The sequence below is a fragment of the Ilumatobacter sp. genome (genome assembly GCF_041688325.1).
GTDB lineage: Bacteria > Actinomycetota > Acidimicrobiia > Acidimicrobiales > Ilumatobacteraceae > Ilumatobacter_A.
In genome coordinates this window covers 1-15,842 of record NZ_JBDNIJ010000416.1, presented here as the reverse complement: position 1 = coordinate 15,842, position 15,842 = coordinate 1, and the positions used below count along the sequence as shown (strand labels likewise).

The window sequence follows — 15,842 nt, the reverse complement described above, 5'->3', positions numbered from 1 at the left end:
TACGTGGTGTCTCGGATCTCGCACTTTGTCGTTTTCGCCCAGGTCTCGCGACCGGCCAAGCGCGCGACTCGGACGGATACGGCGCTCGACGTTGTCTGGCGTGGGTACGGTTCGCTCATGCGCCGCTTTCCCTTTGCATCAGCTCTCGTGACAGGAGCCTCGTCCGGCATCGGTGCCGAAATGGCGAAGCAGTTGGGTGAAGCTGGTGTTCCGACGGTACTGGTGGCACGCCGTGCCGACCGCCTGCAAGAAATCGCTGATCGCTTTGACGGTTTCAGCGTGATAGAGGCCGACCTTGGGACAGGAGTTGGCGTCAATGCGGTCGTGAGTGCTGTCGGAAGCTCCGAGCACCAGATCGACCTGGTGGTCAATAACGCCGGGTTCGGTACGAGTGGACAATTCGCCGATCTCGACCCGGATCGCCTCGGTGACGAGATCGACCTGAACGTCACAGCACTCACCAAGATCAGCAATGCTGCACTGGCTGCAATGCGCGAGCGGGGGAGTGGCTATCTCCTCAACGTATCGAGCGTGGCCAGCTTCCAGCCAGCCCCAGGTTTGGCGGTTTACGCGGCAACGAAGGCATACGTGACGAGTCTGACCGAAGCGCTCCACGAGGAAATGCGGGGAACAGGGGTGCACGTCAGCGCGCTGTGCCCTGGCTTGACAAAAACCGAGTTCCAGGCGCGCAGCAACACCAGCGAGTACGAAGCAACCTTCCCTCACTTTGCGTGGACGTCGGTCCAGTCAGTGGCATCGGCAGGCCTCGATGGCGTGGCCAAGAACCGAGCGATCATCGTTCCCGGGGCGTTGTACAGGGGTCTCGTGGCAACCAGCGGCGTCGTCCCGCGATCGGTGACGCGCCGCCTCAGCGCGCTTGCCTCCAAGATCCGCACCTGAGTTGATCGTCTAGCCGAAGAGGTGCTCCAGCACCCGGTAGTGCTGCAGCGTGAGCGTGCCGGTGAGGTCGACGTCGATCGAATTCCGAATGTAGGGCGTCATGTCGAGGTCGATGCCGATTGCTCCCAGCTCAACCGGGCTCCACCGTTCGATTCGATCGGCGACAGCGGCGAGGTGATCGTCGAGAAACCCGGGCCGGTTGACGTTCGACGTCGCCGCATCGGTCGGAGAACCATCCGAGATCATCACGAGAATCTTGCGGGGCTCCGGCCGCGACACCAGCCGACCGTGGGCCCATGCAAGCGCCTCTCCGTCGAGCCCCTCGCGGAAGTGTTGTGGATCGCTCAATGCAGCAAGCGATGACCGCGAACGCCGCCAGCCGGTGGCGGCGTCCTTATAGACGATATGCATCGCTTCGTTCATCCTGCCGGGTAGGGCGGGCTCGCCAGCGGCCTTCCAACGGGCGAGCGGTCGGCCGCCTGACCATGCCCCTGTCGTGAAGCCGAGTACTTCGTTGGCGATGCCGGCAAGGTCGAGGGCCCGGCTGAACGTATCGACAAGCACGGCGACGGCGCGGAATCGCTGACGTTTCATTGAGCCCGAGTTGTCGATGAGGAACGAGACAGCCGTGTTGCTCGTGCGTTGCACGCGGCGGCGCTTGAACAACTCATGATTGGCCGGATTCGCAACGAGTTGGCCGAGCCGCCGCCCATCGAGCACACCGTCGTCCGTGCCGAACTGCCAGTCGTCTTCTTCGACCGCGCTGAACAAGGCGAGGAGGCGTTGAGCAAGTTGTGGCGCACTGATTGCTTGGGCGCGCTCCATCGCGTCGAGTTCGACGCGGAGACGCCGAAGTTTCTCCAGACGGAAGAGCGCGGCGCCATTGACGTTGGTGTCGTATTCGCGGGTGAACACCGAGTAGTCGCCGATGGTGTCGAACAACGCCGCCTGGTCACCGGACGCCGCGGCAAAATTTGGGAATGCAGCACCGTCAATCTCTGTTGTGTCGGCATCGCCGGTGTCCCAGTTGGCGGGGACGAGGAGGCGGTGCCGTGAGACGGCCTTCGCACCGTTGGTTCTCTTCTCGCCAGCATCGCCGGCGACGTCGCTGACCAAGCGGGCGATTTCTCGCGCGGGCTCAGCAAAGGCTCGTTGATCGCTGACGTATCGAGGGAGCACGCGCAGTGCGTGCCCGATGATTGGACCGAGATGTCCCCGAGTCGATTCGATCAGTTCGTCGACGTCTTCGGGGAGTGTCTGAGCCATTAACCGGGCGCGCGCCATGTATGTCGTGGTGAAGACGAGCATCGCCACGCGATTCTCCGCGACGCGGCTCGCCCGTGCGTCGAGGCTCCATGCGTCGAAGGCCGCGTCGATGTTTAAGCGAACACCGCACAGGGCAGTTGGGACGAGGGCGTCGCAGCGAAGTTGTTCGAGCATGTCGAACACGATCCGCTCCAACACATGACTCGGGCCGAGTTCGAGGTGGAGATCGATGTCGCTGTTGCGAAGCAGAAGCCCGAGCGCGTCAGCAATGCCGCGTGAGCGGGCCGCGTCGGGTTCCTGATCTGCGGTGTTCGTGTCGAGCGTCAGGTACGGCGAGGCCATCGACACGACGCGACCGTCGACACGCAGTCGGTGCCCGCGAAGCTCAGCAGTTGGTCGCCCGGACACCGCCCGAAGCGCTGCTGACCCGTGCCGTTCGTGCGCCCGCCGTTCCACGTCAGGGGTCATCAGCCGCTCATCAGACAAGCCACGCCAAAGTTTTCATGAGCTTGTTGCAGTCACTGACTGCAACAAGCTCATGAAAACTTTGGCGTAGAGAGGGGGAGAGCCGGGCATGTTGAATTCGCATCAGCCGAGGTCAAGGTCGGTGCCGAAGGCTCGCTGGTAGTACTCGGCCACGATTGACACTTCGGAGTCGTCACACTTGTTGAGGAACGACAGCCGGAATGCCCTGGCGACATCGCCGAAGATGTGGAGATTCTCGGCCCAGGACACGATGGTTCGTGGTGACATGACCGTCGAGATGTCGCCGGCGATAAAACCGTTCCGAGTTAATTCGGCGGTGGCAACCATTGCTGCGACGAGTTCGTTTGCATCGCCACGGGCGGCGATGGCAGGAACTTGGCCCAGGACCATGGCGACCTCGTCCACGGCAGGGAGATAGTCGAGGCGGGTGACGATGTTCCAGCGATCGACCTGCGCTTGGTTGAGCACCTGCGTGCCGGCGTACAAGCCGTTGAGGTTGCCGAGACCGACGGTGTTTGCTGTGGCGAAGAGGCGGAAGCTCGGGTGCGGCGTGAGCACGCGGTTCTGGTCGAGCAGGGTCAGCTTGCCATCGCGCTCGAGGACCCGCTGGATGACGAACATGACATCCGGACGGCCCGCATCGAACTCATCGAAGACCAACGCGGTGGGGCGTTGCAGCGACCACGGAAGGATGCCCTCCTGGAACTCGGTGATCTGATGGCCGTCGCGGATCACAATGGCGTCACGGCCAATGAGGTCCATACGTGTGATGTGGCCGTCGAGGTTGACGCGAACCGTTGGCCAGTTGAGCCGTGCGGCAACCTGCTCGATGTGCGTGGTCTTGCCGGTGCCGTGCGCGCCTTGCACCAGGACGCGTCGATCTTGTGCGAAGCCCGCGAGTATCGCCAACGTGACGTCCGGGTCGAAACGGTAGGCAGGATCGATCTCGGGGACGTGTTCGTTCCGCTCGGCGAACGCAAAGACCTTCAGGTCGGTCGAGAACCCGAACGTCGCAAGGATGTCGATGGGCTCAGTCGGCTGCTCGATCATGACGCTGATCGTACGGAAGTTTCAGTTGGGGTCTGACCCCAACTGGAACTCAGACGTAGTCCTTGTACTTGTCGAGGTGGCGTACGGGGGTGGAGAGGGCGTCCTTGCGGAACGGGTCGCCGAGTTCCTTGGTGCACATGATCTCGATGACGGTGGTCTTGCCTTCTTCCATTTGCGCCTTGATCGCGTCGGTGAGTGCTTGACCGACGTTGTCGATGTTGTCGATGCGGACTGCTTCGGCTCCCATGGCCTGCGCGATGAGGCTGTAGTTTTCGCCACCTTCGAGTTCGCCGGCGACGAACCGACGACCGTAGAAGTCGACCTGGTTCTTCTTCTCGGCGCCCCACTGGCGGTTGTGGAAGACGACGGCGGTGACCGGAATGTTGTGACGGGTTGCGGTCATCAGCTCGCTCATGGACATCGCCCAGGCGCCGTCACCTGCGTAGGCGATTGCGGGGCGGTCAGGGGCCGCGGCCTTGGCGCCGATGATGGTCGGCAATGCATAGCCGCAGTTTCCGAAGCTCATCGGCGCGAAGAACGAGCGGGGCTCGTCGAAGCGCAGGTAGCTGTTGGCAACCGAGTTGATGTTGCCGATGTCAGTCGACACCATTGCGCGAGCCGGCATGGCCTTCTCGAGTTCGCGGAGCACTTGGCGGGGGTGCAGCCAGTTCGAGCCGTCTTCGGCACGTTCGGCGTCGGCCTCGGCAATCATGTCGAGGCTGAAGTCGTCTTTCTCGTGGGTCCATTCGTCGAGTTCGGTCTCCCAAGCGTCTTGCTCGGCCTTCATCGTTGCCGCCCGCTCGTCGCGCGTGGCGTCGCAGGCAAGGACCTTGCCGTCGAGGCGGCGGACGAGCGCCGTGGCCGCTGCACCGGCATCGCCATGGATGCCAACGGAGATCTTCTTCACGAGGCCGAGCATCTTGTGATCAGCATCGACCTGGATGATCTTGGCGTCGGCTGGCCAGTAGTCCATGCCGTGCTGCGGGAGGGTGCCGAACGGGCCGAGGCGAGAGCCGAGCGCGACGACGACGTCGGCCTGGGCAATAAGCTTCATCGATGCTTTCGAGCCCTGGTAGCCGAGCGGGCCGCACCACTGGGGGTGGCTCTTCGGGAACGAGTCGTTGTGCAGGTAACTGTTGACGACGGGGCACCCGAGCCGCTCGGCGAGTGCGATGCACTCGGCCATTGCGTTGCCCTGGACCACGCCGCCGCCAGAGAGCAGCACCGGGAACTTGGCGTTGGCGAGGAGTTCAGCTGCTTCGTCCAGCGATTTCTCGCCTCCAGCGCCACGGTCGAGCACCATCGGCTCAGGGATCTCGACGTCGATGTCGCCGTAGAAGCGGTCACGCGGGATGTTGAGCTGTGTGGGGCCCATTTCGGACTGCGCACGATCGAAGCAGCGAGCCGTGATTTCGGCCATGCGGTGCTCGTTGTTGATGTGGCCCTGGTACTTGGTGAACTCTTGGAACATCGGGAGCTGGTTGGCTTCCTGGAAACCTCCGAGGCCGATGCCCATCGTGCCGGTCTCCGGCGTGACGATCACGACGGGCGAGTGAGCCCAGAATGCTGCGGCGATTGCGGTGACGCAGTTGGAGATGCCGGGGCCGTTCTGCCCGATCACGACTCCGTGCTTGCCGGAGACGCGTGCGTAGCCGTCAGCCATGTGCGCGGCACCCTGCTCATGCACGACGGGTATGAGGCGGATGCCGGCGGGGGCGAAAATGTCCATGGCATCCATAAACGCTGAGCCCATGATGCCGAACGTGGTGGTCACACCATTGGCAACCATCGTTTCGACGAAGGCTTCACTGGGGGTCATACGAGTCATGGCGTTCTCCGGGGTCTGGTGGAAATTAGAGACTATAACAATTTCGTGAGACTGTCTTCCTTGGTTGCCGTGGTTCGACGTTCTCGTGTGCACCAGTCTCGCGCAGCCCTGATGTGACAAATGTCAAAGTCGCCGGTGGCTTGCCGACGTCAGACAGTCGAGTGTCATCGGCTTCACTGTGAGAGTGAGTTTCGTTAACGCTCAACGCGGGCCCGATGTGGGAGTGGCAGACGGCGCGCCCGTCATGGCGAACTCGCTATTGGCGCGGAGCATGCAGCGTTCGGGAACCCAAGCAATTTCACGGACCCTCGACATCATCGAGTGTTTCCTCGATGTCCCTGAGCGGGGTGTCAACGAGATCGCTCGTCTCTGTGGACTGAGCCCGAGCACCGCCCACCGGGTGGTCAGGGCGCTGGTCGCTCGGGGATACCTCGAACAGAACGCCAGTCGCAACCGCTATCGGTTGGGGCCCAGCGCCATCCAATTCGGTGATGCTGTTCGACGTCGCGTTCCCGACTGAATTCGCCATCGCAGCCGCTGTGCTCGCCGATGGCCCTGTGAGAGCATGGCGCTGATGAACGTTGCAGGCCTGGAGATGCCACTGAGGTCGGCTGGCTTCCGCGGGAGCGTCGAGCACGATGCCGCCGCTCGCGTCGTCTACGGGACCGACAACTCTGTGTATCAACTGCGGCCGGTCGGCGTCGTCGTTCCGACGTCGATCGACGACCTTGCAGCGATTGCCAGGGTCAACCACGAGCTTGAGACACCGTTCGCCCTGGTCGCACGCGGTGGGGGCACGGGCACCAACGGGCAGTCACTCACCAACGGTTTGGTCGTTGACACGCGGCGCGTCATGAACCGGATCATCTCGATCGATCCCGACGCGCAAGTCGCAGTGGTGCAGCCGGGCGTCGTGCTCGGTCAACTCAATGCTGCACTCAAGCCGCACGGCTTGTTCTTTGCTCCGCACGTTTCGACGGGCTCGCGAGCAACCATCGGCGGCATGGTTTCGACCGATGCCGCCGGCAAGGGTTCGCTCGTCTACGGCCGTACGAACAAGCATGTACTCGGTCTCGAAGCGGTGTTGGCCGACGGCACACCTTGGAGTGTTGGCAGGGTCACCAACGCCGCGGTTGACCGCTTGGTGCAACGGACCGGTCGTCTCGGCGACCTGCATCGTCTGGTCCTCGAGGCGACGACGGGCCTGAATCCCGAAGCCTTCCCCGACGTGCCGCGCGGGTTCTCGGGGTACAACCTTGCCGAGGCGACTGCCGGGCCGGGCGTCGACTTCACAAAGATCCTCACCGGCTCGGAAGGCACGCTGGCGCTGCTTGGTCAGATCACCGTGCACCTCGAACCACTCACTCGACAACCGCATCTTGTGGTGATCGCCTATCCACGTTTCGAGGACGCCGTCCGCGATGCGAACCGGTTGAAGGTGACCGCACCGATCGCCATCGAGTGCCTCGACGGGCGGACTATCTCGTTGGCGACGGCATCACCGGCGTTCCCCAAGTTGGCGTCCCTGCTGGGGGCGTCCTTCGACGCGTCGGGGTCTCTGTTGCTCATGGAGTTCGACGGCCGTGACGGCATCGATGAACTACAGGATCTACTCGCCGCGGTATCGGGTTCGACTGCGGTGGCGACCACGTCTGACGCCGCTGACATTGCGGCGGTCTGGAAGGTCCGTGCCGACGCTGTTGGTTTGCTCGGTCAGGCTGTCGAGGGCAGGCGTTCGGTCGCGTTTGTCGAAGACTGTGCGGTGCCGCCGCACCGCCTTGAAGAGTTCGTTGCTGGTTATCGCAGGCTGCTCGACTCGCACGGCTTGAGCTACGGCATGTTTGGTCATGCCGATGTCGGGTGCATCCACGTCCGACCCGCACTCGACCTCTACGACGAGTCGCACGAGCGGCTGCTGCGAACGATCTCCGACGAGGTGCATGCGCTTGTCGCGAGCTTCGGCGGGGTGCTGTGGGGTGAGCACGGCCGTGGCTTCCGTGGCGAATACCTCGACCTCGATGACGACACCGTCTGGCGGATGCGGCAGGTCAAGACGGCGTTCGATCCACGCAACATCTTGAATCCGGGAAAGCTCTACGCACCATTGGAAGGTGCGCCACCGATCAAGAAGATCGACGAAGTGCCGCTGCGAGTCCACAGCGACCGGTCCGTTCCGGTCGCTGATCGACAGGAGTTCGACAGCGCTTTCGGCTGCAACGGGAACGGCATTTGCCATCACTGGGGCGAGGCCGAAGTGATGTGTCCGTCGTACAAGGTGACGTTGGATCCGCGGCTCTCGCCGAAGGGCCGGGCAGATCTGCTGCGCGGCTGGCTCGCGAACCCCGATGACGGTGACCTGGCCGACGATGTCGCCGACTCGATGCGCCAATGCCTGTCGTGCGGAGCATGCACGGGGCGCTGCCCGGTCCAGGTCGACATTCCGGAAATGAAGTCGCGCTTTCTTGAACGTCACCCGGAGGGCAGCCGGCGGTTGCGAGTCCGAGACGGACTGTTGAGTCGATTCGAGTCACTGTTGCCGAGGTTGCAGGCCGTTGCCCGCGTGGTTGGTCCACTGCAACGACTGACCATGCCGATCTTCGAGAAGGCGCTGGGCATCGTTGATCTGCCTCGTATCCCGACAGGCTCTTTGCGCAAGCGGCTAGCCGCTCTCGATGTACGGGTCGTCGACGGTGTAGACGGTGTAGACGGTGTAGACGGTGTAGACGGTGTAGACGGTGTAGACGGTGTTGGCGATGCCACGGTCATCGTGCTGCCTGATGTGTTCACGGCGTATATCGATTCCGACGTGCTTGACGCAACGATCCATGTGCTTCGAGCGGTTGGGGAGCGGCCCGCACTTGCTCCTTTCCTGCCGTCGGGCAAGTTCGATCACGTCAAAGGCAGGCGCCGAAGATTCGCTCAGGCGACTGCACGGCAGCGCGAGCTGATCGAACGGCTGGCACGTCACAACGTGCCACTCGTGATCATCGAACCGGCAGTAGCGCTGCTGGGTGCGCACGAGTACGCCTCAATCGACGCGTCGTTCCCGAGTGGCGCGACGACGTCGCTGGCCGAGTTTCTGGCGCCTCGGCTTGCGGCGTTGCCGGCCGCGGCCGGGCGTAGCAACGAGGGGCCTGTGCAACTGTTCGGTCACTGCACCGAAGTCAGCCTTGCCCCGGAGCGGATGGATGTCTACCGCTCCATGCTCGAAGCAGCGGGCTTCGACGTGCAGATCGAAGCAACGACGTGCTGCGGAATGGCGGGCGTCTTCGGGCATGAAGCCGAGAGCCAAGAGATGTCGACCGCCCTCTTCAACATGGGCTGGCGACCGAAGCTGGAATCTGGGGATCCGGTGTACCGATGCGCCAGCGGTTACTCGTGCCGGAGTCAGGCGAAGCGGTTCGGCCACACGCTGACCCATCCGATTCAGGTGCTCGCCGCCGCACTGTAGAACGTCAACTGTAGAACGTCAGCTGTAAAACGTCAGGAAACGCGTTGCTGGTGGCGAATTCCCGCGCAGAGCAGTTGGAGCATGTGATCGAACGTGTCGTCGATGTCGAGCTTGTGCGGGTGGCCGTCGCACAGTTCGATGTGGGAGAAACCGTGAAACGCTGACCGCAGCGTGCGGGCGGCGTGGACGCGATTCTCGGGGTCGAGGTCGAAACTTGTGAGCGACATCGCAATCACCTCGACAATGCGGTTGACCGCAGCCTGAAGTTCGTCGTCGCCGGTGCAGGGATATCGATCCGTGGCGGCGTACAGGCCGGGGCGCTCAGAGGCCACGCGGCGCCAGGCATGGCCGACTGCCGCCACGGCGTCATCACCAGCGACGCCGATGGCGGCTGCTGCCATCGAGTCAGCAAGGAGCTTGCGACCGCGCAAGCTCAGTGAACGGATGAGGTCCTGGTAGCTCTCGACGTGGCGGTAGAGCGCTGGTTGACGGACCCCGAGTTGTTTGGCGACCGATGTGAGCGTCACTTCGTCGAGACCGTGAATGTCAGCCAACTGCGCCGCAGCATCGACCACCGTGTCGTGGTCGAGGGGAGTGCGTTCGGTTGTGGAAGCAGAAGTCATGATCAGGTTAGAACCTATAACAATTGCGTGAGGCTCTCCACTTAGAGGGATTGAACAAGCGTGAGTCGGGTCACGCTTGGAGGCTCGAGATCACGGCGACATTGACGATGTCGTCGACACTGCAGCCTCGTGACAGGTCATGGAGGACGCCGTCGAGCCCTTGCAGCAGTGGCCCGAAGGCCTGGGCACCGCCAAGGCGTTCGGTAATCTTGTAGGCAATGTTGCCGGCGTCGAGGTCGGGAAAGATAAACGTGTTTACATGCCCAGCCACGGGGGAGTCGGGCGCCTTCTTCGCTGCGATCGCTGGTACCCATGCCGTGTCGAACTGCAGCTCGCCGTCGATGGCAAGGTCGGGTGCGAGCTGTTGAGCCAGTGCTGTTGCAGTTCGAACTTTGTCGACTCGCGGGTGAGCGGCGCTGCCCTTGGTCGAAAACGACAGCATTGCCACGACGGGATCGATGCCTGCGAGCTGCGCGAACGTTCGGGCGCTGGAGATGGCGATCCAGGCCAACTGTTGGGCATCTGGTTCGGGGATGACTCCGCAGTCGCCGTAGACGAGTGGCGTGCCGTCAGGGAGGACGAAGAAGAAACAGCTACTGACCGTGCCCGCACCGCGCTCGACGCCGAGGATGCGGAGCCCGGCACGGATCACATCAGCAGTCGGTCGACTCGCTCCGGCGACGCATCCGTCGGCCTTGCCCGTCTTCACCATGAGCGCGGCAACGTGCAGCGGGTCGGTCAGGTCGACCTGCTCACCGAGCGGTGCAGCAGCATCTCGAATCGCCTCGTCGATGTGGTCGGCCGCGTGCTCGATCACGATGGCGTCGGCGAGACCGTCGGCATTCAGCCGCGCGGCTGCTTCGTGAGCGCGGTGGTCGCCAGCGTCGGCGAGCACGATCCGCTTCCGGTCGGCCCGAGCCTGTCCGTACCAGCGGTCGATGAGTGTCATGAGCAGTCCTGTCCCGAAAAACACAACAGCGATGAGCCGCGTACCGAATGAACCGGTTGGGAACTCATCGCTGTCACGTGGAGATCAGCCCTTGCCGCGCCAGGGGATGAGTTTTGATTCGGCGAAACGCATGATGAGGTCCATCAGCACGCCGATGACGGCGATGACGATGACGCCGACCACGACGACGTCAAGGCGCAGGTTGTTGCGAGCCGTGAAGATCATGGAACCCAGGCCACTGCTGGCGCCGACGAGTTCGGCTGCGACCAGGGTGCCCCAACTCACACCGAGCGCCACGCGGACGCCGGTGAACAATTCCGGGAGTGCATTGGGCAGGATGACTCGTCGGAGAACTTGCGACTTCGACGCGCCGAGTGAGTAGGCGGCGCGCACTTTGGACAGCTTGACCGTTCGCGCTCCAGCGCGAGCGGCGATGATCATGATCCAGACCGACGCGAAGATCAGCAACCTCACTGCAGTGCCGTCACCGATGCCAAACCAGACGATGAAGAGCGGGAGGAGGGCGAGCGGGGGAATTGGTCGGAACAGCTCGACGGGTGTGTCGAAGAGTCCGCGCAGGCGACTCGACAAGCCCATCGCGAAACCGATCGGTACACCGATGAGCGTGCCCCAGAACATCCCGCGGATGACGCGCCACAGGCTGATGCCGGCATGGCCTGCCAGTGTCTCGTTCTGGAATCCGCGTGTGCGGAGCCGGTTGAACGCGACCCACGTATCACCGGGGGAGGGGAACTTGCTCGGGCTCAGAAATTGGCTGTAGTCCGAACTGCTGCACTGGTCATCGGGGGCCTGAGCGCACGCTGCGAGGTAGTCGCGCTGTGTCGGGTCGAGGAACGGAATCTCGATCAGGTTGGGGTTGCCGCTATCGATGCGCTCCTGGTTTCGCACTTCGGCATCGTCGGCAGCGACCTGGAACGTCTCGTCGACGGTCGCTTTGAAGTCGTCGGGAAATCCGAATGGCTGGGTTGCCAGGTACCAAAAAAATACCAAGCCCAACAGCGCGAGCAGGCTGTACATCGGGAGGCTGCGCACCGCAGAGGCGTCGCCGAACGTGACCGTCTTGCGGTCGTTCTGGGAGCCGCGCCGTTTGAACAAGCCGACCAAGCCGCCTTTGGATCCAGCCATGGTCATGCTCCCGTTCCCATGATTTGCTCTTCCATCTCCCAAATCATGTTCAAGATCTCTTCCTTCTTCTCAGCAAATTCAGGTGACAACTTCAGCTCACGGGCGTCAGCAGTGAGGCCCTGCTCGGCGAACGGAAGTGTGTAGTCGCGTTGGATGCGCCCGGGTCGAGGTGCCATCACGAACAGTCGGTCACCCAGGTACAAGGCCTCTTCGACCGAGTGAGTGACGAGGATGATTGTCTTGCCAGTCTCTTTCCAGATATTGAGGATGAGGCCCTGCATCTTTTCGCGGGTCAGCGCGTCGAGGGCGCCGAGGGGCTCGTCCATGAGGATCATGTCGGGGTCGTTCGCAAGGCAGCGGGCCAGTGCAACCCGCTGTTGCATGCCGCCGGACAGCTCGTAGACCTGCTTGTCGGCGAAGCCCCCAAGGCCGACGATCTCAAGCAACTCTTCGACGCGAGGTGCGTACTCGGACTTCCTTTTCTTGTTCATGCGCGGGCCGAACGAGATGTTGTCGGCGACCGATAACCATTCGAACAGCGCACCCTGTTGGAAGACCATGCCGCGGTCGCGGCCAGGCTTGGTGATTTGCTCGCCCTCCATCAGGACGGTGCCTGTTGTCGGGGCGAGAAAACCGGCCACGATGTTGAGCAGGGTGGTCTTGCCGCAACCCGAAGGGCCGAGCAGGGTGAGGAGGCGACCGGCTTCCAGGTCGAAGGACACGTCTTTGAGTGCCTCGACGGACTCGCCGCCCGGAATGTCGTAGATCATGCCGACGTTCGACACAGACAGTGCTTTCATGATGCCCCCATGGCGATCGGTGCTCAGAGTATTGCTGGTTGTCCGGTGTAGAAAATGCAAACGGGGCGGAGCCTGGCCGAAGAGCCCGACACCACCCCGTGCATCATTGTGTGTTCCGTGTGAACCGAAGCGATTTAGCTCGTTGCGGCTTCGAGGTAGCTCGTGTCGACGGAACCGCTGAAGTCGCCGATCGACGAGTCGATCTGGCCCAGGTCGACGAATGTCTGGATCTGCTCGGTCATGTTCTTGGCGACCGTGCCACCCAGCCAGTCGGGGCCAAGCTGCTCTTCGAGCGTCGGGAAGGAGAACCAGACCGGGCCGGCCAGGAAGTTTCCGACGTCTTCCATACCGGATGCATTGGCAATCGCGCCGTTGTTGCCTTCTGGATCTGACGCCCACGCCTCGTTGAACTGCTCGGTTGCCTTCAAGAAGGCGACCACTGCATCGGCGTGATCTGCACCGAACGACGCCGGGATTGAGACGATGTCGTAGGTGTTGATGCCAATGTCGGAGACCTGCTCAGCGCCGGTCATAATCAGCTCACCGCCGCTCTCGAGCATCGACACGAGCGAACCGCCGAACGAGCAGCCGACATCGATCTCGCCGCTCTCGAACGCAGCGAGCGTGGTAGCTCCACCGTCGGTCGGGAGGATGTTCAGCGAGGAAATGTCGACGCCGAGGAAGTCCATCATCGACAGCATCTTGAAGTTGGTGACGTTGCCCGAAGGGGTCATGACCGTGGCGCCGTTGAGTACCTCGGCAGCGTTGTCGCGCGTGACGCCGAGGCTGCCCTGCGCAGCGCAGTTGTCGGCTTCGGCGTAGGCCACGGCGATGCCGACGACTTTCAGGTCGGCACCGTTGTTCACTGTGTTAGCGAATGGGGTGAGGCCCTGGCTATAGGAGATGTCGATGTCGCCAGCCTCCATGGCTTCAGACATTTCACCGCCTCCACCAAACGGGACCCAGTTGATCGTCGCGCCGACCGCAGCGTCGAACGAGTCGTCGTCGAAGCCGATCAGGTTCGGTGTCGGCCATTGCTCGAAGTAGGCCACGTTGATTGTGTCGACCGACAGGCCATCAGCGGGCGCTGCGTCTTCGGCCGGAGCTTCGGCGGGTGCTTCGGCTGACGCTTGGGTGTCGGCTGGGGCCTCGGTATCGGCGACTACTTTTTCGATGTCGCTCCCGGCGTCGTCGCTCCCGCCGCAGGCTGCGAAGAGCAGACCCGCTGTTGCAGTAATTGCAATGACTCGCTTCATGAATTTCTCCCTACTTACTATGGACTTATACGGACTTATGTGGGTGGGTATGTTCGAGAGAGGAGAGGTTCAACTGTGTTCACAACTGCTGCGGGAATTCGACGCCGGGGCAATGACCTGCACCGGGGGCTCTGTTCTCGCATCCCCTTTCCCGTTATGTGCCCTGCCGACGATGTCGGTCGGGCGGTGTGTCCCAGCCGGATGGGTGGGACAGTTCATGTGGCAGCGGCCACCGTAGGCGACCCGATTGGGGTCGTGGTCGCAGGTGTGTTCGTCAGTGACTTGTGAGGTATTTGTCGGTCATGGTGAGTGCGTTGCTGACCCGCTCGACGAGATCGTCGAGGACGGTGTTGTCGGCGACAAGTGGCGGCGAGATGGTGAGCATCGTGGCGCCGCGGTCGTCGGGGCGGATCAACACGCGTGCTTGGCGGACAAACTTGCCGAGCAACCCACCCTGGAGGGCAGCCACCTGAGCCTCGTCGAGTTCGCGACCCTTCGCACGGCTGGCCATCAGTTCGATGGCGTAGAAGTAGCCCATGCCGCGAACTTCTTTGACGCAGTCGTGAGCGGCCATCACGCTGTCGAGGCGGGCTCGGAACCCGTCTTCGTGGGCAAGAACGTGACCGTTGATGTCTTCATCGGTCATCGCCTGCATATTCGCGCAGGCGACTGCGGTGGCGACCGGGTGCCCACCGAACGTGGAGCCGTGCATGTAGACGCCCATTTCGGACTCCCAGAGGGCTTCGACGAGTGGCTTGCGAATCGTGACGCCACCCAACGGCAGGTAGGCGCTGGTGACCCCCTTCGCAAAGGTGATCATGTCGGGGACGACACCGAAGCGTTCGCTACCGGTCCAGTGGCCGAGGCGTCCGAAGGCGTTGATGACCTCATCGGCGTGGAGCAGGATGCCGTACTTGTCGGCGAGCTTGCGGACCTCTTGCCAGTACCCGACGGGCGGCACGACGGCTCCACGGCCGTTCTGGACGGGCTCGGCGCTGATCATTGCAACGGTCTCGGGCCCCTCGGCGAGGATCATCGCCTCGATCGCCTTGACCGACTCGAGTTCGCTGGCCGGCGTGCCCTCGGGAACTGAGTCGCCGTAGGTGTTGCGGACGTGGCGGACACCGTCCCACATCATTGGCTCGAAGTGCTTGCGGAACTTCGGGATGCCCGTGACGCTGAGGGCGCCGAGGGTGGTGCCGTGGTACGCCCAGTTACGGGAGATGACCTTGTATCGCTCAGTGTCGCCCTGGGACACGTGGTACAAGCGGGCGAACTTGAGCGCCGACTCGACTGCTTCGGAACCCGAGCTGACGAAGAACACTTCGTCGAGGTCGCCAGGGAAGCGGTCGGCGATCATCGTTGCGGCCTGGATCGCCGGCGGGGTGGCCGTGCCCCACGTGGGGTAGAAGGCAAGGCGATCCATCTGCTTCATCGCCGCAGCGGTCAGGTCGGAGCGACCGTGGCCGAGGTTGGTACAGAAGAGGCCGGCCAGCCCATCGAGGTACTCAACGCCGTCGGTGTCCCACACGTAGCAGCCCTCGCCGCGGTCGATGACCGCCAAACTCTCTGCTTGCCAGGCTGCGCCCTTGGTGAAGTGGGGCATCAAGTGGGACTGCGCGGCTGCTTTTTGATCGTGTTGGTGATCGCGGAGGAGCTGGTCGGTCATGGGGATTCACCTTCTCTCGGGTTAATGACGGCAGGTGTGCCGCATGTCATGGCATAAGGTAGCACGGATATGTTAGATGCTCTCACAGCAACGTGAGTGCATCTAACCACGTGTGTCATTCGAGATTGTTTCCACACCGTGACTTGCCGTTGACCTCTCTCTTTCTCTCTCTCTCTCTCTCTCTCTCTCCCTCTCCCTGTCTCTCTCGCTGTACATCACAACGCATTTGATCTAATCAACCACAGATAAACAGACACACACACCACACAATCACACCCTCTCTCTCTCTTTTCTTCTCACCACTCCCAAAGTGCGCAATGCACACTCTTTTCATAAAATTCAGCCTTTTTCCTTTTTATAGAATGTAGGCCTTTAATCTATTTTTCATACAATTGAGGCCTTTTTCCTTCTCACCACT

12 protein-coding genes are annotated in these 15,842 nt (G+C 62.3%); 3 read left to right on the top strand and 9 right to left on the bottom strand.

Features of this window, described 5'->3' with window-relative positions:
- Window positions 1-117: 117 nt before the first annotated feature.
- Window positions 118-900, top strand: a complete 783-nt coding sequence (locus tag ACH2EI_RS20455) for an SDR family NAD(P)-dependent oxidoreductase (RefSeq protein ID WP_395161425.1) — start codon at window positions 118-120, stop codon at window positions 898-900.
- Between the two features lie 9 nt (window positions 901-909).
- Here the strand turns inward: ACH2EI_RS20455 and ACH2EI_RS20450 are convergent, their stop codons facing one another.
- The 3 genes from ACH2EI_RS20450 to xsc form a co-directional block, all read right to left on the bottom strand.
- A complete protein-coding gene (locus tag ACH2EI_RS20450) occupies window positions 910-2,634 on the bottom strand; it encodes a cobalt chelatase (protein WP_395154682.1) in 1,725 nt (574 codons plus the stop codon).
- A 120-nt stretch (window positions 2,635-2,754) separates the two neighbouring features.
- Entirely contained in the window at window positions 2,755-3,702 is a 948-nt protein-coding gene (locus ACH2EI_RS20445) for an AAA family ATPase (protein WP_395154683.1), read from the bottom strand.
- A 49-nt stretch (window positions 3,703-3,751) separates the two neighbouring features.
- A complete protein-coding gene (gene xsc / locus ACH2EI_RS20440; protein ID WP_395154684.1) occupies window positions 3,752-5,530 on the bottom strand; it encodes a sulfoacetaldehyde acetyltransferase in 1,779 nt (592 codons plus the stop codon).
- Window positions 5,531-5,714: 184 nt separating this feature from the next.
- Here xsc and ACH2EI_RS20435 point away from each other — a divergent pair, with 184 nt between their 5' ends.
- The gene (locus tag ACH2EI_RS20435) at window positions 5,715-6,050 is read left to right on the top strand and encodes a helix-turn-helix domain-containing protein (protein ID WP_395154685.1); all 336 of its coding nucleotides are present in this window, start codon (window positions 5,715-5,717) and stop codon (window positions 6,048-6,050) included.
- Window positions 6,051-6,104: 54 nt separating this feature from the next.
- Complete coding sequence (locus ACH2EI_RS20430; RefSeq protein ID WP_395161423.1) at window positions 6,105-8,981, top strand: FAD-binding and (Fe-S)-binding domain-containing protein; 2,877 nt, start codon at window positions 6,105-6,107, stop codon at window positions 8,979-8,981.
- Window positions 8,982-9,013: 32 nt separating this feature from the next.
- On the opposite strand, the gene ACH2EI_RS20425 is transcribed toward ACH2EI_RS20430, so the two are convergent.
- The 6 genes from ACH2EI_RS20425 to ACH2EI_RS20400 form a co-directional block, all read right to left on the bottom strand.
- The gene (locus ACH2EI_RS20425; protein WP_395154687.1) at window positions 9,014-9,604 is read right to left on the bottom strand and encodes a TetR/AcrR family transcriptional regulator; all 591 of its coding nucleotides are present in this window, start codon (window positions 9,602-9,604) and stop codon (window positions 9,014-9,016) included.
- A gap of 70 nt (window positions 9,605-9,674) precedes the next feature.
- The gene (locus ACH2EI_RS20420; RefSeq protein WP_395154688.1) at window positions 9,675-10,553 is read right to left on the bottom strand and encodes a phosphate acyltransferase; all 879 of its coding nucleotides are present in this window, start codon (window positions 10,551-10,553) and stop codon (window positions 9,675-9,677) included.
- A gap of 84 nt (window positions 10,554-10,637) precedes the next feature.
- A complete protein-coding gene (locus ACH2EI_RS20415) occupies window positions 10,638-11,699 on the bottom strand; it encodes an ABC transporter permease (protein WP_395161421.1) in 1,062 nt (353 codons plus the stop codon).
- Between the two features lie 2 nt (window positions 11,700-11,701).
- Window positions 11,702-12,499, bottom strand: coding sequence for an ABC transporter ATP-binding protein (locus ACH2EI_RS20410; RefSeq protein ID WP_395161419.1), 798 nt, complete (start codon window positions 12,497-12,499; stop codon window positions 11,702-11,704).
- A 134-nt stretch (window positions 12,500-12,633) separates the two neighbouring features.
- Window positions 12,634-13,755, bottom strand: coding sequence for an ABC transporter substrate-binding protein (locus ACH2EI_RS20405; protein WP_395161417.1), 1,122 nt, complete (start codon window positions 13,753-13,755; stop codon window positions 12,634-12,636).
- Window positions 13,756-14,029: 274 nt separating this feature from the next.
- A complete protein-coding gene (locus ACH2EI_RS20400; RefSeq protein WP_395161415.1) occupies window positions 14,030-15,424 on the bottom strand; it encodes an aminotransferase class III-fold pyridoxal phosphate-dependent enzyme in 1,395 nt (464 codons plus the stop codon).
- Between the last annotated feature and the right edge of the window lie 418 nt (window positions 15,425-15,842).